Source organism: Thauera sp. 63, assembly GCF_000310165.2.
Lineage (GTDB): Bacteria > Pseudomonadota > Gammaproteobacteria > Burkholderiales > Rhodocyclaceae > Thauera > Thauera humireducens.
This window is the reverse complement of the sequence record NZ_AMXC01000001.1, coordinates 313,274-335,517: the sequence shown is the minus strand read 5'-3', so window position 1 is coordinate 335,517 and position 22,244 is coordinate 313,274. Positions and strand designations below refer to the sequence as shown.

Here is a 22,244-nt window from a genome sequence, read left to right as displayed (position 1 = left end):
GGTGGGTATTGGGGCAAACCCTGTCGTGCGGCAGAGCACAATAAAACGGTAAAATCGCATTTTGCTTTCTATCTCCCTTTTGCGGAAGTCCAGCCATGACTCGCTACGTGATCCCTTTCAACGAACTGCGCATGACCGATGTCGAAAAGGTCGGCGGCAAGAACGCCTCGCTCGGCGAGATGATCAGCCAGCTGCCGTCCAGCGTACGCGTGCCCGGTGGTTTTGCGACGACCGCAGAAGCCTACCGCGAATTCCTCGCCCATGACGGTCTGGCTGATCGCATCAATGCCGCGCTCGACGCCCTCGACGTCGACGACGTCGACGCGCTGGCGAAGACCGGTGCGCAGATCCGCCAGTGGATCATCGACATTCCGTTCCCGGCGCAGCTCGAAGCGGAGATCAAGTCGGCGTACGAGAAGATTACCGCCGAAGGCGAGGGCAGTTTTGCCGTGCGCTCGTCGGCAACCGCCGAAGACCTGCCGGACGCCTCTTTTGCCGGCCAGCAGGAAACCTTCCTGAACATTCACGGCTACGAGAACATCCTGCACGCCATGAAGGAAGTGTTCGCGTCGCTCTACAACGACCGCGCGATCGCCTACCGCGTTCACAAGAACTTTGCCCACGCCGACGTCGCGCTGTCGGCGGGCGTGCAGCGCATGGTGCGCTCGGACTCAGGTGCCTCGGGCGTCATGTTCTCGATCGACACCGAGTCGGGTTTCGATCAGGTCGTGTTCATCACCGCGTCCTACGGTCTGGGAGAGACGGTGGTGCAGGGTGCAGTGAACCCGGACGAGTTCTACGTGCACAAGCCCACGCTGGCGCTCGACAAGCCGGCGATCATCCGCCGCAACCTGGGCTCCAAGCTGATCAAGATGGTGTTCACCGACAAGGCCGTGGCGGGTAAGTCGGTTCGCACGGTGGATGTGCCCGAAGCCGATCGCAACCGCTTCTCGCTGACCGACGAGGATGTGCTGGAGCTGGCCCGCTACGCGGTGATCATCGAGAAGCACTACGGCCGCCCGATGGACATCGAGTGGGGCAAGGATGGCGTCGACGGCAAGCTCTACATCCTGCAGGCGCGACCCGAGACCGTGAAGAGCCAGGACACCGGTCTGGTGATGGAGAAGTACCGCCTCAAGCAGTACGGCAAGGCGCTGACGCACGGCCGTGCCATCGGCCAGAAGATCGGCGCCGGTGTGGTGCGGGTGGTGAGCGATGCCTCCGAGATGAATCGCGTGCAGGCGGGCGACGTGCTCGTCACCGACATGACCGACCCGAACTGGGAGCCGGTGATGAAGCGCGCCAGCGCCATCGTCACCAACCGCGGCGGCCGTACCTGCCACGCTGCGATCATCGCGCGCGAACTGGGTATCCCCGCCATCGTCGGCTGCGGCAACGCGACCGACGTCCTCAATGAGGGTGAATCCGTCACCGTGTCCTGCGCCGAAGGCGATACCGGCTACGTGTATCGCGGCAAGCTCGACTACGAGGTCATCACCACCGACATGGGCAACCTGCCCGAGATTCCGGTGAAGATCATGATGAACGTGGGCAACCCCGAGCTCGCCTTCGAGTTCGCGCAGATCCCCAACGGCGGCGTCGGCCTGGCTCGCCTCGAGTTCGTCATCAACAACATGATCGGCATCCACCCGAAGGCGATCCTCGATCTCGGTCAGGTGCCGGCCAACCTGCGGGACGAGATCAACCGCCGCTCGCGTGGCTACGCGACGCCCAAGCAGTTCTTCATCGAGAAGCTGGTCGAGGGCGTGGCGACCATCGCCGCCGCCTTCTATCCGAAACCCGTGATCGTGCGCATGTCCGACTTCAAGTCGAACGAGTACCGCAAGCTGCTCGGCGGCGAGATCTATGAGCCGGAAGAAGAGAACCCGATGCTCGGCTTCCGTGGCGCCTCGCGCTACATCGCCCACAGCTTCCGCGACTGCTTCGAGATGGAAGTGGCGGCGATGAAGAAGGTGCGCAACGAGTTGGGCCTGACCAACGTTCAGATCATGATCCCGTTCGTGCGCAACCTCGAAGAGGCCGCCGGCGTGGTCGATCTGCTGGCCGAGCACGGCCTCAAGCGCGGTGTGAACGACCTCAAGCTGATCATGATGTGCGAGATCCCGTCCAACGCCATCCTGGCCGAGCAGTTCCTGCAGTACTTCGACGGTTTCTCGATCGGCTCGAACGATCTGACCCAGCTCACGCTTGGCCTGGATCGCGACTCCGGTCTGGTGGCGCATGCCTTCGACGAGCGCGACCCGGCGGTCAAGCAGTTGCTGTCGATGTCGATCCAGGCGGCCAACAAGCTCGGCAAGTACGTCGGTATCTGCGGTCAGGGGCCGTCCGACCACGCCGATTTCGCCGAGTGGCTGATGGATGAGGGGATCCAGACCATCTCGCTGAACCCGGATACCGTGGTCGACACCTGGTTGAAGCTGGCCGCGCATCGCGCCCAATAAGCTGGGCGCCGGCGGCGAGCCGGTGCTGAAGTGAGGAGCGGGGGAGGGGCGTGATGCCCGCTCCCCCGTTCCTTTTTTCTGCCCATGAAAAAGCCCGGCCGAGGCAGGTTTCCCTTGGCCGGGCTGTGGCGCTGCGCCGCGGGTGGCGGCGAGCGCTTACCTGCTTAGGCGACGACGACCGGGATCTTGCCGATCTTCGCCTGCCACTCCTTGGGGCCGGTGTTGTGGACGCTGGTGCCGTTGGCGTCGACCGCGACCGTCACCGGCATGTCCTGCACGGTGAATTCGTAGATCGCTTCCATGCCGAGGTCCTCGAAGCCGACGACCTTGGCTTCCTTGATCGCCTTCGACACCAGGTAGGCGGCACCGCCCACGGCCATCAGGTAGGCCGACTTGTTGTCCTTGATCGCCTCGATCGCGACCGGGCCGCGCTCGGATTTGCCGATCATCGAGATCAGGCCCGTCTTCTCCAGCATCATGCGGGTGAACTTGTCCATGCGCGTGGCGGTGGTGGGGCCGGCCGGGCCGACGACTTCGTCACGCACCGGGTCGACCGGGCCGACGTAGTAGATGACGCGATTGGTGAAATCGACCGGCAGCTTCTCGCCCTTCTCCAGCATGTCGGCGATGCGCTTGTGCGCGGCGTCGCGGCCGGTGAGCATCTTGCCGTTCAGCAGCAGGATCTGGCCCGGCTTCCAGGAGGCCACTTCTTCCTTGGTCAGCGTGTCGAGGTTCACGCGGGTGGCGACGTTGGTGTCGGCCTTCCAGGTGACCTGCGGCCAGTCTTCGAGCTTCGGCGTCGGCAGCTGGGCCGGGCCGGAGCCGTCGAGGTGGAAATGCACGTGGCGGGTGGCGGCACAGTTGGGGATCATCGCCACCGGCAGCGACGCGGCGTGCGTCGGGTAGTCCATGATCTTCACGTCGAGCACGGTGGTGAGGCCGCCCAGGCCCTGCGCGCCGATGCCGAGCGCGTTGACCTTGTCCATCAGTTCGAGGCGCAGCTCCTCGACGCGGGACAGCTTGGCGCCCGAGGCGGCCTTCTCGCGCAGTTCGTGGATGTTGACCGGCTCCATCAGCGATTCCTTGGCCAGCAACATCGCCTTCTCGGGCGTGCCACCGATGCCGATGCCGAGGATGCCCGGCGGACACCAGCCCGCGCCCATGGTCGGTACGGTCTTCAACACCCAGTCGACGATCGAGTCGGACGGGTTGAGCATGACCATCTTCGACTTGTTCTCGGAGCCGCCGCCCTTGGCTGCGCAGATGACTTCGACTTCGTCACCTTCGACGATCTCGTAGTGGACCACGGCCGGCGTGTTGTCCTTGCTGTTCTGACGCTTGCCCGCAGGGTCGAGCAGCACCGAGGCGCGCAGCTTGTTGTCGGGGTTGTTGTAGGCGCGGCGCACGCCCTCGTTGATCATCTCCTGGACGCTCCGCTTCGCATCCCACTGGACGTTCATGCCGACCTTGAGGAAGACGACGGCGATACCGGTGTCCTGGCAGATCGGGCGATGACCCTCGGCGGCCATGCGCGAGTTGGTCAGGATCTGCGCGATCGCGTCCTTCGCGGCCGGGCTCTCTTCGCGTTCGTAGGCTTCGCCGAGTGCCTGGATGTAATCGAGCGGGTGGTAGTAGCTGATGTACTGGAACGCATCCGCAATCGACTGAATGAGGTCTTCTTCGCGAATAATCGTCATGACGCTTGGTCTCCGGATGACTTGAGGGGCAGAATGCCGTAGGTGGATCGCAGCTCGATCAACGTTGGAATTTTAGCACCGCGCCCCGGCCGCGTCCTTCATGGCCCCGATAGCAGGCATGTAAGTCCTGTGTAAGATACATGTTCTTAAATGCATGCCATTCGGCGGCAGCCCGGTGACCGGTTGTCGAAACGGATGAACGGATTTCAAGACTGGAGCCAACCAGTCGAGGACCCGCAATGGGTCGGCTTCAACCATTTGATCAGTTGAGGAGAGGTGAGCATGTCCAACGAACAGCAAGTCCGCATTTACAACCCGTCGGAAGAGATGGTGAAGAACGCCGCGGTTTCCGGCATGGACGGATACCGAGCGCTGTGCAAGGAAGCAGAGGACGACTACGAGGGCTTCTGGGGCCGCCGCGCCAAGGAACTGATCGACTGGAAGGTGCCGTTCACCCAGGTGCTCGACGAGAGCAATGCGCCGTTCTTCAAGTGGTTTGCCGACGGCAAGCTCAACGTCTCGTACAACTGCCTCGACCGCAACGTCAATAACGGCCTGGGTGACAAGGTTGCGCTGATCTTCGAAGGCGACAACGGCGACGTCACTCGCGTCACCTACAAGGATCTGCTCGGCCGCGTCAGCAAGTTCGCCAATGCCCTGCGCGGCATGGGCGTCAAGAAGGGCGACCGCGTCGTCATCTACCTGCCGATGTCGATCGAAGGCGTCGTCGCGATGCAGGCCTGCGCCCGTATCGGTGCCACCCACTCGATCGTTTTCGGTGGGTTCTCGGCACACGCGCTGCGCGACCGCATCGAGGATGCGGGCGCGGTCGCCCTGATCACCTCGGACGGCCAGCACCGCGGCGGCAAGGCGCTGCCGCTCAAGCCCATCGCCGACGAAGCCCTGTCGCTGGGTGGCTGCGACACGATCAAGAACGTCGTGGTGGTCAAGCGCACCGGCGGCGACTGCAACATGGTGGCCGGTCGTGACAGCTGGTTCCACGACGTGTGTGCCAACCAGTCGGACGTCTGCGAGCCGGAGTGGGTCGAGGCCGAGCATCCGCTGTTCATCCTCTACACCTCGGGTTCGACGGGCAAGCCGAAGGGCGTCCAGCACTCCTCGGGCGGCTACCTGCTGCAGGCCGTGCTGTCGATGAAGTACACCTTCGACATCAAGCCGAACGACATCTTCTGGTGCACCGCGGACATCGGCTGGGTCACCGGCCACACCTACATCACCTACGGCCCGCTCGCCTGCGGTGCGACCGAGATCGTGTTCGAGGGCGTGCCGACCTATCCGGATGCAGGCCGCTTCTGGAAGATGATCCAGGACCACAAGGTCAGCATCTTCTACACCGCGCCGACCGCGATCCGCTCGTTGATCAAGGCCGCGGACAACAACCCGACCGTGCATCCCACCAAGTACGACCTGTCCAGCCTGCGCCTGCTCGGCTCGGTGGGCGAACCGATCAACCCGGCGGCCTGGGAGTGGTACTACCAGAACGTCGGCGGCAGCCGCTGCCCGATCGTCGATACCTTCTGGCAGACGGAAACCGGCGCCCACATGATCACGCCGATGCCGGGTGCCACGCCGATGGTGCCGGGCTCCTGCACGCTGCCCTTCCCGGGCATCCAGGCTGCGGTGGTCGACGAGACCGGTACCGAAGTGCCGTGGGGGCAGGGCGGGATTCTGGTGGTCAAGAAGCCGTGGCCGTCGATGATCCGCACCATCTGGGGCGATCCGGACCGCTTCGTGAAGTCCTACTACCCGGCGGACTTCCAGGGCAAGCTCTACCTCGCTGGCGACGGCGCGATCCGCGACGTGGAAACGGGCTACTTCACGATCACCGGCCGCATCGACGACGTGCTGAACGTGTCCGGTCACCGCATGGGCACCATGGAAATCGAATCGGCGCTGGTGGCGCACGAAAAGGTTGCCGAGGCTGCCGTCGTTGGCCGTCCGGACGATGTGACCGGCGAGGCGATCGTGGCCTTCGTGGTGCTGAAGGGGCCGCGCCCCACCGGCGAAGAGGCTGCCAAGACGATCAAGGAACTGCAGAACTGGGTTGGACTCGAGATCGGGCCGATCGCCAAGCCGAAGGACATCCGCTTTGGCGAGAACCTGCCGAAGACCCGCTCGGGCAAGATCATGCGCCGTCTGCTGCGCCAGCTTGCCAAGGGTGAGGACGTCACGCAGGACACCTCGACGCTCGAGAACCCGCACATCCTCGAGCAGCTCAAGGGCTGACCGGTTTCAGGCCGGGCAGGTGTCCGGCCTGCAATGATCGACAGGGGAGGACCCGGCGCGATGCCGGGTGGGAAGGGGAGACGGGCGCGCAGTGCGCGCCCCCTGTTCGTACGGTGCGCCCAACCTGCCACTCAGAGCAGGGGGCGCATTCGTCTTTTGGTCGGGGCGTCCATCATGGGAGGGACATGATGCGCAAGGCACTCGCGGGGCAGCGCCTGGTGGCGGTGTTCATCGCCGGCGTACTGCTGCTCAATTTTCCCTTGCTCGCGCTGTTTGACGGGCCGTCGACGCTGTTCGGCTGGCCCTTGCTCCATGTCTATCTGTTCGGCGTGTGGTCCGCGCTGATCGTGCTCGTGGCCTGGATCGTCGAGCGCGGGCCGCGCTGAGGAAGGTGCGATGCTGCCTGGCTGGCTGATCGTCGGCGTATCGTTCGCCTATCTGCTGACGCTGTTCGCAATCGCCTATGTCGGCGACCGCCGCGCGGATCAGGGGCGCTCCATCATCGCCAACCCCTGGACCTACGGCCTCTCCCTGGCCGTCTATTGCACTGCGTGGACCTATTTCGGCAGTGTCGGGCGTGCGGCATCGGGCGGAGTCTGGTTCCTGCCCACCTACCTGGGGCCGACCCTGGGCATGGCACTGGCCTGGCTGGTGGTGCTCAAGATGATCCGCATCGCGCGCAGTCATCGCATCACCTCGATTGCGGACTTCGTCGCGTCACGCTACGGCAAGAGCCATCTGCTCGGTGGCCTGGTGACCGTCATCGCGGTCGTCGGCATCGTTCCCTATATCGCGCTACAGCTGAAGGCCGTCTCGAGCGCCTATGCACTCCTCATCGAGGATGCCGACGCGCTGCTGCACCTTGGCGAGTCGGGCGGCTGGTGGCTCGATAGCACCCTTTACGTCGCCCTGACGCTGGCGGCGTTCACCGTCCTGTTCGGCACGCGGCACCTCGACACGACCGAGCGCCACGAAGGCATGGTGGCCGCGATTGCGTTCGAGTCGGTCGTCAAGCTGCTGGCATTCCTCGCCGTCGGGTTCTATGTCACCTACGTCCTTTATGACGGCTTTGGCGACCTGTACGCGCGCGCCCTTGCCGAGCCCGGACTTGCCGCCCTGCTCGCGTTCAACGGCAGCGGACAAAGCGGATACGGCGGCTGGTTCGCCTATGTCCTGCTGGCCATGCTGTCGGTGATCTTCCTGCCGCGTCAGTTCCAGATTGCCGTCGTCGAGAACGTCAATGAGCAGCATCTGCGGCGGGCGACGTGGCTGTTTCCTGCCTATCTGCTGGCGATCAACATCTTCGTCATCCCGATTGCGCTCGGCGGCCTGCTGCATTTCGGGCGGGGCACGGTCGACCCCGATACCTTCGTGCTGACCTTGCCGCTCGCCCATGACAACGCCGCGCTGGCGCTGTTCGCCTTCATCGGCGGGCTCTCGGCGGCGACCGGGATGGTCATCGTCGAGGCGATCGCCTTGTCGACCATGGTCTGCAACGACCTCGTGATGCCGCTGCTGTTGCGTAGTCGCCGCCTTGCGCTGTCCGAGCAGCGCGACCTGACCCGCCTCCTGCTCGGCATCCGTCGGGGCGCGATCGTCGGCGTACTCCTGCTGGGTTATGTCTATTTCAGGCTCGCCGGTGAAGCCTATGCGCTGGTCAGCATCGGCCTCATCAGCTTTGCGGCCGTCTCGCAGTTTGCCCCCGTCGTGCTCGGCGGCATGTACTGGCGGGGCGGCACGCGGGAGGGCGCGTTTGCCGGCCTGCTGGCCGGATTCGTGGTGTGGGGCTATACCCTCCTGCTACCCTCGTTCGCGAAGTCGGGCTGGCTCGACCCGTACTTCCTGCAGCACGGACTGTTCGGCTTGAACTGGTTGAGGCCCGAACACCTGTTCGGCCTGACCGGGCTCGACAACATCAGCCATTCACTGTTCTGGAGCATGCTGGCGAACATCGGCTGCTACGTGTTCGTGTCGCTGCTGCGCGTACCGACCGGCGTCGAGGCGAGCCAGGCGGCGCTGTTCGTCGATGTCGGTCGTCGCGGCGATCCGCGTCCCGCCGGGTTCTGGCGTGCGGGGGCCGAGGTGGCAGACCTCGTACCGCTGGTGGCGCGTTTTCTCGGACAGCGTCGCGCCGAAGAGACCTTTGGTGCCTATGCACGGGCGCACGGGCTGGAGCGCATCGATCAGCTCAAGGCCGATCCGGAGCTCGCCCACTTTGCCGAGTCGCTGCTTGCCGGGGCGATCGGCAGCGCGTCGGCGCGCGTGATGGTGGCGACGGTGGTGCAGGAGGAGCCGCTCGGCCTCGGCGAGGTGATGGACATCCTCGACGAGGCCTCCCAGGTCCGTGCCTATTCGCACCAGCTCGAGGAGAAGTCGCGGGCGCTCGAGGCCGCCACCGCGGAACTGCGCGCGGCCAACGAGAAGCTCAAGGAACTCGATCGCCTGAAGGACGATTTCATGTCTTCGGTCACGCACGAGCTGCGCACGCCGTTGACCTCGATCCGGGCGCTGTCCGAGATGATGAAGGATGATCCGGACATCGACGTGGAGGATCGTCAGCGCTTTCTCGGCATCATCGTGTCCGAGACGGTGCGGCTGACCAGGCTCGTCAACCAGGTGCTAGACATGGCGAAGATCGAGTCGGGTCATGCCGAATGGCACAACACCGACATCGATATGTGCGAACTGGTGAGCCATGCCGTCGATGCGACACAACAGTTGTTCCGCGACCGCCGCGCGCAGGTCGAGCTCGATCTGCCCGAACATGTGCCGTTGCTGCGGGCCGACCACGACCGTCTGCTGCAGGTGATGCTGAATCTGTTGTCCAACGCAGCCAAGTTCGTTCCGGTGGACAGCGGTCACGTGCTGGTGCGGCTGCGCCGCAATGGACAGTGGCTGCGGGTCGATGTGCGTGACAACGGTCCAGGGATCGAGCCCGCCCTCGAGCCCGAGATCTTCCAGAAGTTCAGGCAGGGCGGCGACGAGCGTTCGCGCCCGCAGGGCACCGGGCTGGGCTTGCCGATCAGCCGGCAGATCGTAGAGCACTTCGGCGGACGGCTGTGGCTGGAATCGGTGCCCGGGGAGGGGGCGACGTTTTCATTCGAGCTGCCGCTGCCGTCGGCTGCAGGCGGCGAATGACATAGAATGGCGCAGGAGGGAGGAGAAGCGCATGAGTAAAAAGATTCTGATTGCAGACGACGAGCAGAACATCGTAATTTCCCTGGAATTCCTCATGAAGCGCGAGGGCTTCGAAGTGCTGGTGGCGACCGACGGCGAGGAGGCCGTGGCGCGAATCCGCAAGGACTGTCCCGATCTGGTGCTGCTCGATGTCATGATGCCCAAGAAGAGTGGCTTCGAAGTCTGCCAGGAGATCAAGTCCGATCCAGCACTGGGCGGGGTCCGCATCCTGATGCTGACGGCAAAGGGGCGTGACACCGAGGTCGCCAAGGGGCTCGCGCTGGGCGCGGACGCCTACATGACCAAGCCTTTCTCGACCAAGGAGCTCGTCGAAAAAGTCCGCAGCCTGCTGGGGGCGTGACCATGTCCGCCCGGCTCCGGTTCGCGCTCGCGGTGGTCGTGCTGGGGCTGCTGATGACCGGCCCCTTCATCCTCACTGCGCTCATCGTCTGGTTCGAGACTGAGGGCGACGGCCGACAGCAACTCGTCGATGTGCTCGCGCCGCATCTGGGGGTGGGGATGATGCTGACCCTCCTCGGTTTTGCTGCCGGCGTCGGGGTGCTGCGGACGCTGTTCCGCCAGTACGTGCAGGGCTTGCTGCGCATGGCCGAGAATCTGCGCCTGATGCTGGGCGCAAACCGTGGTTTCCGCGTGCAGCCCAACGGACCGCCCGAAGTGCAGATGCTCGCGGTTGCCGCCAACGAGCTGGCGAGCCAGCGCGACGAGATCTTCGGCGACGTCGAGGCGCAGATCGCGCGTGCGAAGGATTCGGTGGAGCAGGAGAAGAACCGCCTCGCGGCGCTGATGTCCGAGCTGACCCAGAGCGTCGTCGTCTGCAACCTCGACGGACGCATCCTGCTCTACAACAACCGCGCACGCATGCAGTTCCGTGCCCTGTCCGACGCGCCTGGCGTGGCGGGCGGTGGCGAGCTGATCGGCCTCGGCCGCTCCATCTATGCGGTGTTCGAACGCAACCTGATTGCCCACGCGCTTGAAACCATCCAGCAGCGCCTGAAGCGCGGGGTCGCACAACCGCAGGCGAATTTCGTCACGACCACCCGTGCAGGCCAGCTGCTGCGCGTGCAGATGTCGCCGGTGCTGGCAGTCGCACGCAGCGAGGAAAAGATCGAAGGCGGGGAGGCCGTGCCCGAGCGCACCTTCACCGGCTTCATCCTGATGCTCGACAACATCACGCGGAACTTCGAGACCGAGTCGCGGCGCGACCAGATGCTGCACAACCTCACGGAAGGCAACCGCGCCTCGCTGGGGAATGTCCGGGCCGCTGCCGAAATGCTCGAATACGGCGACCTGCCCGACGAGATGCGTGACCGCTTCCGCAAGGTCATTCGCGATGAGGTGCAGGCCATGGGCCAGCGCCTGAACGATACCGCGAGCGAGTTTGCGGATTCGCTGAAGGTGCGCTGGCCGCTGGAAGAGATGCTGGGGGCCGACCTCATCGCGGCGGTGCAGCGCCGCATCGAGGAGCGCATCGGCTTGCCTACCAAGCTCGAGGAGGTGGACGAGCGCCTGTGGGTGAAGGTCGACAGCTTCTCGCTGATGCAGGCGCTGACCTACCTCGCAAACCGTCTTTCCGACGAATTCGAGGTGCGCGAGGTGCGTTTCCGCCTGAGCTCGGCGGGCCGGCTCGTTCACCTCGACCTGATCTGGTCGGGCCAGGCGATGAGCACCGAGACGGTCATGAGCTGGGAGCTCGAGCCGATGAAGATCGACGACGAGAGCAGCCCGCTGACGGTGCGCGACGTCATCGACCGCCACGACGGCGAGATGTGGCTCGAGCGCGAGAAGGTCCGCCATCGTGCCTTCTTCCGCATCCTGTTGCCTGCCGCCATCCCGCAGGAGCAGTCGGAAGCGGAACTCTTCCTGCGTGGCGAGAGCCGTCCCGAGTACTACGACTTCGACCTGTTCGCGTGGTCGGAGAAATCGCACGGTATCGAGGACCGCCCGCTCACCGAACTTGCGTTCACGGTTTTCGACACGGAGACGACGGGCCTGAACCCGTCGCAGGGCGACGAGATCATCCAGATCGGCGCAACGCGGGTGCTCAACGGCAAGCTCTTGCGCAACGAGTCCTTCGAGCAGTTGATCGACCCGCGCCGCCCGCTGGCTGCCGAGTCGGCGAAAATCCACGGCATCACGGCCGAGATGCTGCGCGGACAGCCCACCATCGAGTCGGTGCTGCCGGCTTTCCACGCGTTTGCCGCGGATACCGTGCTGATCGCGCACAACGCCGCGTTCGACATGCGCTTCCTGCAGTTGAAGGAAGAGCAGACCGGCCTTCGCTTCGACCAGCCGGTCATCGACACCCTGCTGTTGTCGGCCGTCGTGCATCCGAACCAGGAGTCGCATCGGCTCGAGGCGATTGCCGAGCGCCTCGGCCTGACCATCGTCGGTCGCCACACCGCACTGGGCGACGCGATCGTCACTGCCGAGGTGTTCCTCAAGCTCCTGCCGCTGCTGGCCGAGAAGGGCATTCGTACCCTGCGCGAAGCGCGCGAGGCGGCGGAAAAGACCTACTACGCGCGGATCAAGTATTGATGGACTGCGCTACGGGGTTGCGAACCGGCCGGCGGAGGGGACGATGAGCAACCCTTCGGCGTTCGCGCGCCGCCTGCGACGCTATTACGCCTGGTACACCGGTACCTTCCTGCTGTTCGTGGTCGGCCTCGCGATTGGCGAGTACTACGGGCTGTCGTCGCACCTGATCGGTCACATCTTCCTGTTCGTCACCATCGCCATCTACGCCGGTATCGGCGTGATGAGCCGTACCTCCGACGTGTCGGAGTATTACGTCGCGGGACGACGTGTGCCCGCCATGTTCAATGGCATGGCGACCGCGGCGGACTGGATGAGCGCGGCCTCGTTCATCGGCCTGGCGGGCACGCTGTATTTCTCGGGCTTCGAAGGACTGGCCTTCGTCACCGGCTGGACCGGAGGCTTCGTGCTGGTGGCCTTGTTGCTGGCGCCCTACCTGCGCAAGTTCGGCCAATACACCATTCCGGATTTCCTCGGCGCGCGCTACGAGGGCAACGTGGCGCGCCTGGTGGGGCTGGGGGCCACGATTCTCGCGAGCTTCGTCTATCTGGTCGCGCAGATCTATGGCGTAGGGCTCGTCACCAGTCGCTTCGTCAGCATCGAGTTCGAGATCGGTCTGTTCGTCGGGCTGGCCGGCATCCTCGTGTGCTCATTCCTCGGCGGCATGCGGGCGGTGACCTGGACCCAGGTGGCACAGTACGTGATCCTGATCATCGCCTACCTCGTGCCGGTGGTGATCCTGTCGTACAAGCTCACCGGCATCCCGATCCCGCAGGCGGTGTATGGCACGGTGCTGCAGCAGATCAGCGAGCGCGAGCAGGATCTGTTCGAGGCGCCCAGCGAGATCGAGGTCCGCTCCCTGTACCGCCTTCGCGCGGAGGGCTATGCGGCCAAGATCGACGCGCTGCCCGGTTCGCTCGAGGTCGAGCGGCGCGCCTTGATCGAGCGTCTCAATGCGCTGCGGCTGGGTAATGCGTCGGCGCGTGACATCGCCCTGACCGAACGCACGCTGCGCGACCTGCCGCGCACGGCCGACGAGGCCCGTGTGCAATGGGAGAAGGCGCGGATCGATGCGCTCGAGCGCGCGCGACCGCCGCCGCGGCATGCGCAGGCGCATCCGGGCGCCACACCCGAAGAATCAGCCGTGGCCCGCAACAACTTCCTTGCGCTCATGTTCGTGCTGATGGTCGGTACGGCCGCGCTGCCGCACATCCTGATGCGCTACTACACCACGCCCGGTGTCACCGACGCACGCAAGTCGGTGCTGTGGTCGCTGTTCTTCATCTTCCTGCTGTATGTCACCGCGCCGGCCTACGCCGTGTTCGCCAAGTGGGAGGTGTACCACAACGTCGTGGGGTCGAGCCTCAGCATCCTGCCCGAGTGGGTGGCGTCATGGGGCAAGGTGGGGCTGGTCCGCATCGAGGACCTGAACGCCGATGGCATCCTGCAGCTGGCGGAACTGCGCCTGAACACCGATGTGATCGTGCTGGCAACGCCCGAGATCGCCGGCTTGCCTTATGTCGTGTCGGGTCTGGTGGCGGCGGGCGGTCTGGCCGCTGCGTTGTCGACCGCCGATGGCTTGCTGCTGACGATCTCGAATGCGCTGTCGCATGATCTGTATTACAAGGTCATCAACCCGGCGGCGACGACCCACCGCCGGCTCGTGATCTCGAAATCGCAGCTGCTGGTGGTGGCAGTGGTGGCCGCGTGGGTCGCGTCGCTGCGCCCGGACAACATCCTGTTCATGGTGGGGCTGGCCTTCTCGATCGGGGCCTCGGCCTTCTTTCCGGCACTGGTGTTGGGCATCTTCTGGAAGCGGGCAAACCGTCCGGGCGCGGTTGCGGGCATGCTGCTGGGACTGGCCGTCACGCTGTACTACGTCGTCCGCACGCACAGCTTCTTCGGCGGCTCGATGAGCAATGCCTGGTTCGACATCAACCCGATCTCGGCTGGGGTGTTTGGCGTGCCGCTCGGTTTCCTGACGATCGTGCTGGTCAGCCTGGCCACGCGTCCGCCGCCGCAGGAGATCCAGGACCTGGTCGATTACGTGCGCTATCCGCAACTGCCGCCGGATCACGACCGTTCGCCTCGAAGCTGAGGGCGGCATGCCTGGCCGTGCAGCTTCGCTGCCCGGGCAAAGGGGGGCAGCGGTTCAGGCGGATGCGTTTGCGAGCCAGGCGAGCAATGCGGCCTCTTCCAGCGGCCTCGCGTACAGCCAGCCCTGTCCCTCGTCGCAGCCAAGGGCGAGCAGCGCGTCGCGCTGGGCTTCGGTTTCGATGCCTTCGGCCGTCACCGCCATGCGCTGCGTGTGCCCGAGGCTGATCACCATGCGTGCAATGCTATTGTCCTGAAGCATCTCGGTGACGAAACTCCGGTCGATCTTCAGGCGTTGCGCATCGAGATGACGCAGCACGCTGAGCGACGAGAAGCCCGTGCCGAAATCATCGATCGCCACGCGAACGCCCAGCGTCTTCAGCGCCGCAAGCAGTCCTCTCACCAGTTCGAGGTCCTCGGCGGCCATCGATTCGGTGATCTCGAGTTCCACTTGCGATCCGGGCACGCCGGCCTCATCCAGGCTGGCCTTCAAGAGCATCATGAAATCGGGATCGCGCAGCTGTACGTGCGACACATTGATCGCCATGGTGAGTGCATCGTGACCCGCATCGCGCAGCCGGCGTAGCTGCTGGCAGGCGTTGCGCAGGACGAAAGCACCCAGCGCGATCATGAGGCCAGACTGCTCGGCCAGCGGAATGAAGCGATCGGGCGCGATGAGTTCTCCGTTCGCGGTACGCCAGCGCAGCAGCGCTTCGACCCCGCTCGGCCGCCCGTTCGCCAGATGAACCTTGGGCTGGTAGACCACGAAGAAGCGATCGTGGGCATCGAAGGCCTCGCGCAGTTCGCGCAGCAGGTGCATGCGTGCGCGGGCATCCTGTCCGAGTGCCGCCGAGAAATACACGGCGGTGCCGCGGTGATGCAGCTTGGCCTGCTTCAATGCGACATGCGCGTCCTTCAACAGCGCCGGGCCGTAACAGTCACGTGTGCCCAGTTGCACCAATCCGATCGTGGCCGACAATCTCACGCGCTGCCCAGCGACGTCGAATGACTCGGTGAAGAGTTGCTGCAGCGTGTCGGGCTTGACCATGCGTGAGTGGCCGAGTACCGCGAACAGGTCGCTACCCAGCCGTGCCAGGTGGCATTCGGGCAGGACCGCCTGCGCCCGGGCGACGATCGCCTTCAGGGCTGCGTCGCCGAACTCGTGTCCGAGCGTGTCGTTGATCGCCGAAAAATCGTCGATGTCGAGCAGGGCGAGGGTGGAGCTGGCGGGCTCCAGCGCGGGGTCTGCGAGGTGCTCGAGCAGGCGGTTCAGGTTGGGGATGCGGAGCAAGGGGTCAAGGTAGGCCTGGTCGATGAGGCGGTCGTACAGCAACACGTTCTCGAACCCGACCGCCATGCTCGAGCAGAACACTTCGAGCAGATGGCGATCGCCTTCGCGCAGGGGGCCGGACAGCTCGACATACGCGGCGAGGCGGCGCTCCGCCGGGGTGGGGAAGTAGATCGCCAGCGCCGGCGCGAAAAGACTGCGTTGTTCGTCCAGGCAGCGCATCAGTGCGTCGCGGATCACCGCCGTGTCGAGTGCGGCGAGCGGCTGCAGCACGTACTTGCGGAAGCGCCCGGCGGCGGCGATGACGCGCGCGGGTTCGCCGACGCTCGACAGGCCGCCCTGGGCGCAGACGAGCCCTTCGGCACGCACGCCGAGCAGGGCGCACAACTGATCCACCACGCCTTCGGCAAAGCGCTGCATGCCCCGCAGCTTGGAGAGCTCTGTACTCGCTCGGACGATGCTTTCGAGCCCCTGACGCATGCGCTCGTGCGTACGCATCTGGCGATAGACCCGAATCGACGCGGTGAGGCTCGTGAAAAGCCGTACGCGGGTCAGTTCGGACTTGGTCCTGTAGTCGTTGATGTCGTAGTTCCGAACGGTCTCCAGTTCCGGTGCATAGCCCGGCTGTCCTGTGCGCAGGATGATGCGCAGTGCGCTGCGCTTCAGTGACTCGCGCACTTTGCGCACGACCTGCAGGCCCGCGTTGTCCCACTCCATGACCACGTCGAGCAGCATCACGGCGAGGTCTTCGTGTTGCGCGACCTGCAGCAGGGCCGCCTCGCCCGTGTGCGCGTGCAGCAGCCGGATGGGACGGTCCTCGACGAGCATGCCGCGCAGCGCGAGCTCGGTTGCGCGATGCACGTCCTCGTCGTCATCGACGATCAGCACTTGCCAGGGCTCGGGCGCCTCGGTGTCGCTTGGCGAGGCGGGAATGTCCTCTTCGATCGCGATCAGTTCGTCGTCGGCGCTGAAGCTCGATTCGTCGTGTTGCATGCAGGGTCTCCGGGCGTGAGGACCGGCTATCGGTTCAAGGATGTGAGGATGGCCCGCCATCGTCTTCGGGGCTGGTGCGAAGCGGTGGGGCGTTCAGCGGTAGCTCCAGGATCGCGCTGCTGCCCACGCCAGGCACGCTTTCAATGCGAACGCTGCCTCCCAGGACGCCGGTGACGAGCGTATGGACGATATGCAAGCCCAATCCCGATCCGCCGCGTCCGAGTTTCGTGGTGAAGAACGGATCGAAAATACGCGGGAGCTGGTCGGCTTCGATGCCACAACCGTCGTCGCTGATCTGGAGGCGCACGCGGAGGCCGGGCAGGGGCGTGCCGGAAATGCGTACCGTGCCGCCGGAGCGGCCATCGAAAGCGTGGACGACGGCGTTGTTCACCAGATTCATCAGCACCTGCGACAGCGGTCCGGGGTAGCTATCCATGCGCAGCTCGGGCGGGACGTCTTCGATCAGCGTGACGCCGGCGCGCCTGAGCGATGGATTCAGCGTCATGCGCAGTTCGTGCAAGGTCTCGGCAACGCCGAAAGTGCGTCGCTGGTAGCTCGACTGATCGACCGCAACCTGCTTGAAGCTGGTGATCAGCTCTGCGGCTCGGCGCAGGTTGTGCTCGATCATCTCGCTCGTTTCACGCAGTTCGCGCAGGAAGCTCTCCAGTGCCGAGCGCCGCAGCCCCTCGGTGACGGCCGTTTCGAAGCGCCTGCGCTGGTCGCTCAGCGTGCTGGCGACCATCACGGCATTACCGATCGGGGTGTTGAGTTCGTGAGCCACCCCCGCCACCAGCGCCCCCAGGCTGGCGAGCTTCTCCGATCGCACCAGTTCGTGCTGGGCCAGCGTCAGGTCGGCGATCGCCTGTCTCAGGTCGCGTGTCCGTTCCTCCACCCGTGCTTCCAGACTCTGGTTGAGCGCCTCGAGTTGCGCGCGCGCCTCACGCTGGGCCGTGACGTCGCTGTAGCTCGTCAGCACGTTGTTGCCGATCATGGCGCCGCCAATCAACACGTGACGCTGCCGTTCGTCCTTGCCGGTGACGATGTACTCGGCCGGCTCGATCTCTCCGTTGCGGTCGGTGATCGCAGCCCTTGCCCTGGTCCAGGTCGCACGCGCCTTCTCGCGATACGCGGCGTCGGGGTAGGCGCATTCCCACCAGTGCTCGGTGCGCGGGAGGTCCTCCAGCGTGTAGCCGAACAGCTGGATCCAGTGGCGGTTGACGGCAAGGAAGTGACCGTCGCTCTCGGTGAGCGCAAGGCCGACCGGCGCCAGCTCGAACAACTGACGGAAGCGTTCTTCGCTGTCCTGGAGTGCGCGTGCGGCGCGCTGCTCGTCGGTCACGTCGCGCACCACGGTCACGTAACGCCGGCCGCGTTCGCCGTCGTCTGCGCCAAGGTCGATCGCGGGGTTCAGCACCACGTCCGCCATGAAGGTGCTGCCGTCGCCGCGCAGATGACGCCAGAGAAAGTGTTCGGTTTCACCCGCGATTGCGCGTTCCATGTGCCGTACTGCGGCGATAAACGAAGACTCGCCGTCGTCCTGGCGTTCAGGGGAGAGGTCGCCGGGGTGGCGTCCGATCAGCTGTTCGCGCGGCATTGCGAACAGCGTCGTGGCGGCCGTGTTGCAGGCCATGACGTGGTGGTCTTCGACGATCATGATTGCGTCGTTCGAACTCTCGACCATCTCCTGGAACAGGCGCAGGGAGCGTTCGGCCGCCTTTCGGGCCGATTCCAGCTGACGCTGCTCGGTGACGTCCTCGTAGCTCACCACCATCAAGGTGGTGTCGTCGGCGAACATCTTGCGCGCAGAGACGATGACGGTGCGCAGGCTGCCGTCTGCACGACGCAGCGTCGTTTCCGTCTTGCTGATGTCGTCGAAGCCGACTGCACGCAGGAAGTCGGCGCGGAACGAGACGTCGGGCCAGAGGCCAAATGCTTCACCTGCCCTGCCTTGTACCTCGTCGGGCCGATAGCCGAAGCATTCGAACCACGATCGATTCCAGAACGACGCCAGCAGCCCGCCCGCCGCGTCGAGCGGCGAGTAGGACATCGGCAGTGGTGCGTAGTCGAACAGACTGACGAAGGTCTGCAGCTTATCCATCGGGTGTCCGTTGTTGGGCGTCTCGGTGCGGCCAGCGGCGCGGAAGTATTCGCAGCATCATATCGTTGCTGCTGCGCCGAAGGGATGCATGAGTGACGTTTCCTGCATGCATCCGACGTGTCGTGCCGGGCGCCGGCAGGGCTGTATGATCAAGGCCGACGCTGGTGCGCATCCCCGCGGGACGGGCAGCCAGCGAGATGTCACAGACGCGGGAGGGCGAGGAATGATCAAGGCCATCGTGAGCGGTCATAGCCGCGGGCTCGGCGACGCGGTTGCCGCTGCATTGCTTCTACGTGGGGCCAGCGTGCTGGGACTTGCACGCAACCGCAATGCGCGGCTCGCCGCGCGCTTCCCGGACACCTTCTCCGAAGTGGCGCTCGATCTGGCGGACGCAGATGCGCTCCCGCGCTGGCTCGAGACGGGGAGGCTTGGAGCCTGGCTTGACGGGGCCGAGCAGGCGGTGCTGGTCAACAACGCCGGCACCATCTCGCCAATGGGCCCGCCGGCGCTGCAGGACCCGAACGAGGTGGCGCGCGCGCTCGCGCTGAATGTCGCTGCGCCGTTGATGCTTGCCGCGGCCTTCTGCGCAGCCGCCGCCTCGGTCACCGACCGTCGCATCCTGCACGTGTCGAGCGGCGCGGCGCGCAAGCCCTATCCGGGCTGGAGCGTCTACTGTGCGAGCAAGGCGGCGCTGGACCATCACGCCCGTGCGGTCGCGGAGGACAAGGTCGCGGGCCTGCGCATCTGCAGCCTCGCGCCGGGCGTGCTCGACACCGAGATGCAGGCCACGATTCGCGCGACCAGCCTGGAGCGCTTCCCGCTGCGTGAGCGCTTTGCCGAGATGCAGCGAGCGGGCGGGCTCGTCCCGGTCGACGACTGCGCACGGCGCCTGGCCGACTACCTGCTGGGCGACGCCTTCGGCACGGTGCCGACCGCCGATCTGCGCGACCTGCAGGGCTGAGGCTGCGTGTCGCCTGGCGATACGGCCTCTTGAAGCGGGGCGAACGCGCCCCACATAAGGTGCAGTTCAACGAATCCCGAGGATGCTCCAGATGCGCTTCGACAAGCTCACCACCAAGTTCCAGCAAGCCCTGGCCGATGCGCAGAGCATCGCCGTGGGCAACGACCAGCAGTTCATCGAGCCGCTGCATGTGCTGCAGGCGCTGCTCGAACAGGACGACGGCGGCAGCGTGTCGCTGCTGCAGCGTGCCGGCGTCAATGTGCCACCGCTGAAGGCCGCGGTCTCCAAGGCCATCGGGCGCCTGCCGAAGGTAGAGGGCCATGGTGGCGAGGTCAGCATCGGGCGCGATCTGAACAGCCTGCTCAATGTGACCGACCGTGAATCGCAGAAGCGCGGCGACCAGTTCATCGCCAGCGAGATGTTCCTGCTCGCGCTCGCCGACGACAAGGGCGAGGCCGGCCGGCTGCTGAAGGAGAATGGCCTGGCGCGCAAGGCGCTGGAGGCTGCGATCGAGGCGGTGCGGGGCGGTGCCAGTGTCGGCAGCCAGGATGCCGAGGGCCAGCGCGAATCGCTGAAGAAGTACTGCATGGACCTGACCGAGCGCGCCCGCAGCGGCAAGCTCGACCCGGTGATCGGCCGCGACGACGAGATCCGCCGCGCGATCCAGATCCTGCAGCGCCGCACCAAGAACAACCCGGTGCTGATCGGAGAGCCCGGCGTGGGCAAGACTGCCATCGTCGAGGGCCTGGCGCAGCGCATCGTCAATGACGAGGTGCCCGAGACCCTGAAGGGCAAGAAGGTACTGTCGCTCGACATGGCCGCGCTGCTGGCTGGCGCCAAGTACCGCGGCGAGTTCGAGGAGCGCCTGAAGGCGGTGCTGAAGGAGATTGCGCAGGACGAGGGCCGCATCATCCTCTTCATCGACGAGATCCACACCATGGTCGGTGCGGGCAAGGCCGAGGGTGCGATGGACGCGGGCAACATGCTCAAGCCGGCGCTTGCCCGCGGCGAGCTGCACTGCATCGGCGCGACCACGCTGGACGAGTACCGCAAGTACATCGAGAAGGATGCCGCGCTCGAGCGCCGTTTCCAGAAGGTGCTGGTCGACGAGCCGACCGTGGAGGCGACCATCGCCATCCTGCGTGGCCTGCAGGAGAAGTACGAGATCCACCACGGCGTCGACATCACCGACCCGGCGATCGTTGCCGCAGCCGAGCTGTCGCACCGCTACATCACTGACCGCTTCCTGCCCGACAAGGCGATCGACCTGATCGACGAGGCCGCCGCGCGCATCAAGATGGAGATCGACTCCAAGCCCGAGGTCATGGACAAGCTCGACCGTCGCATGATCCAGCTCAAGATCGAGCGCGAGGCGGTGAAGAAGGAGAAGGACGAGGCTTCGCTGAAGCGCCTGCAGCTCATCGAGGACGAGCTTGCCAAGCTGCAACGCGAGTACAACGACCTCGAGGAAATCTGGAAGGCGGAGAAGGCCAAGGTCGCGGGCTCAGCCCACATCAAGGAAGAGATCGACGCGCTGCGCGCGCAGATGGCCGAGTACCAGCGCAAGGGCCAGCTCGACAAGGTCGCCGAGCTGCAGTACGGCAAGCTGCCCCAGCTCGAGGGGCAGCTGAAGATGGCCGAGCAGGCGGGCGAGAACGCCGCGCCGAACAAGCTGCTGCGCACCCAGGTCGGCGCTGAGGAGATCGCCGAGGTAGTGTCGCGCGCTACCGGCATTCCGGTCAGCAAGATGATGCAGGGCGAGCGCGAGAAGCTCCTGAAGATGGAAGACAAGCTGCACGAGCGCGTGGTGGGTCAGGACGAAGCGGTGCGTCTGGTGGCCGATGCCATCCGCCGTTCGCGTGCGGGCCTGTCGGACGAGAACCGGCCGTACGGCTCCTTCCTCTTCCTCGGTCCCACCGGCGTGGGCAAGACCGAGCTGTGCAAGACGCTGGCGAGCTTCCTGTTCGACTCCGAGGAGCACCTGATCCGCATCGACATGAGCGAGTTCATGGAGAAACACTCGGTCGCCCGCCTGATCGGCGCGCCGCCGGGCTACGTCGGCTACGAGGAGGGCGGCTACCTGACCGAGCAGGTACGCCGCAAGCCGTACAGCGTGATCCTCTTCGACGAGGTCGAGAAGGCACATCCGGATGTGTTCAACGTGCTGCTGCAGGTGCTGGACGACGGCCGCATGACCGACGGCCAGGGCCGCACGGTGGACTTCAAGAACACCGTGATCGTGATGACCTCCAACCTGGGCAGCCAGATGATCCAGGCCATGGCGGGCGACGACTATGGGGTGATCAAGCTGGCGGTGATGGCCGAGGTCAAGACCTACTTCCGCCCGGAGTTCATCAACCGCATCGACGAGGTCGTGGTGTTCCACGCGCTCGACGAGAAGCACATCGCCAGCATTGCGAAGATCCAGCTGCAGTACCTGGAGAAGCGTCTGGCGCGGCTGGAGATGGGGCTCGACGTCAGCGATGCGGCGCTCGCAGAACTGGCCAATGCCGGTTTCGATCCGGTGTTCGGGGCGCGACCGCTCAAGCGCGCGATCCAGGAGCGCATCGAGAATCCGCTCGCGAAGGCGATCCTCGAAGGGCAGTTCGCCGCCAGGGACCGCGTGCGCGTCGATGTCCGTGGCGGCAAGCTGGTTTTCGAACAGGCCTGATGG

Annotated in this window: 12 protein-coding genes; 9 read left to right on the top strand and 3 right to left on the bottom strand. The window is 65.2% G+C overall.

Going from position 1 to position 22,244, the window contains the following annotated elements:
- The first annotated feature begins 95 nt into the window (after positions 1-95).
- A complete protein-coding gene (ppsA, locus tag C664_RS01625) occupies positions 96-2,462 on the top strand; it encodes a phosphoenolpyruvate synthase (protein ID WP_004251906.1) in 2,367 nt (788 codons plus the stop codon).
- 164 nt (positions 2,463-2,626) lie between these two features.
- Here ppsA and C664_RS01620 read toward each other — a convergent pair whose 3' ends face one another.
- Complete coding sequence (locus tag C664_RS01620) at positions 2,627-4,159, bottom strand: fumarate hydratase (RefSeq protein WP_004251904.1); 1,533 nt, start codon at positions 4,157-4,159, stop codon at positions 2,627-2,629.
- A gap of 282 nt (positions 4,160-4,441) precedes the next feature.
- Between C664_RS01620 and acs the strand changes: the two genes are divergently transcribed.
- The 6 genes from acs to C664_RS01590 all read left to right on the top strand — a co-directional run bounded on the left by acs (position 4,442) and on the right by C664_RS01590 (position 14,234).
- Positions 4,442-6,406: an acetate--CoA ligase gene (acs, locus tag C664_RS01615; RefSeq protein ID WP_004251902.1), complete on the top strand. Its 1,965-nt coding sequence runs from the start codon at positions 4,442-4,444 to the stop codon at positions 6,404-6,406.
- Positions 6,407-6,594: 188 nt separating this feature from the next.
- Entirely contained in the window at positions 6,595-6,792 is a 198-nt protein-coding gene (locus tag C664_RS01610) for a hypothetical protein (protein WP_004251899.1), read from the top strand.
- A 10-nt stretch (positions 6,793-6,802) separates the two neighbouring features.
- On the top strand, positions 6,803-9,544 hold the full coding sequence (locus tag C664_RS01605) for a sensor histidine kinase (protein WP_004251896.1): 2,742 nt from the start codon (positions 6,803-6,805) through the stop codon (positions 9,542-9,544).
- A 31-nt stretch (positions 9,545-9,575) separates the two neighbouring features.
- On the top strand, positions 9,576-9,944 hold the full coding sequence (locus tag C664_RS01600; RefSeq protein ID WP_004251893.1) for a response regulator transcription factor: 369 nt from the start codon (positions 9,576-9,578) through the stop codon (positions 9,942-9,944).
- A 2-nt stretch (positions 9,945-9,946) separates the two neighbouring features.
- Entirely contained in the window at positions 9,947-12,139 is a 2,193-nt protein-coding gene (locus C664_RS01595; RefSeq protein ID WP_038010640.1) for an exonuclease domain-containing protein, read from the top strand.
- A 43-nt stretch (positions 12,140-12,182) separates the two neighbouring features.
- Entirely contained in the window at positions 12,183-14,234 is a 2,052-nt protein-coding gene (locus C664_RS01590) for a VC_2705 family sodium/solute symporter (protein WP_004251883.1), read from the top strand.
- A 54-nt stretch (positions 14,235-14,288) separates the two neighbouring features.
- On the opposite strand, the gene C664_RS01585 is transcribed toward C664_RS01590, so the two are convergent.
- Together C664_RS01585 and C664_RS01580 are read right to left on the bottom strand one after the other, a co-directional pair.
- Entirely contained in the window at positions 14,289-16,511 is a 2,223-nt protein-coding gene (locus tag C664_RS01585) for a putative bifunctional diguanylate cyclase/phosphodiesterase (protein ID WP_004251881.1), read from the bottom strand.
- Between the two features lie 34 nt (positions 16,512-16,545).
- Complete coding sequence (locus tag C664_RS01580; RefSeq protein ID WP_004251879.1) at positions 16,546-18,609, bottom strand: PAS domain-containing sensor histidine kinase; 2,064 nt, start codon at positions 18,607-18,609, stop codon at positions 16,546-16,548.
- A 223-nt stretch (positions 18,610-18,832) separates the two neighbouring features.
- Here C664_RS01580 and C664_RS01575 point away from each other — a divergent pair, with 223 nt between their 5' ends.
- Complete coding sequence (locus C664_RS01575; RefSeq protein ID WP_004251878.1) at positions 18,833-19,570, top strand: SDR family oxidoreductase; 738 nt, start codon at positions 18,833-18,835, stop codon at positions 19,568-19,570.
- 91 nt (positions 19,571-19,661) lie between these two features.
- Positions 19,662-22,241, top strand: coding sequence for an ATP-dependent chaperone ClpB (clpB, locus tag C664_RS01570; RefSeq protein WP_004251876.1), 2,580 nt, complete (start codon positions 19,662-19,664; stop codon positions 22,239-22,241).
- The last annotated feature ends 3 nt before the right edge of the window (positions 22,242-22,244 follow it).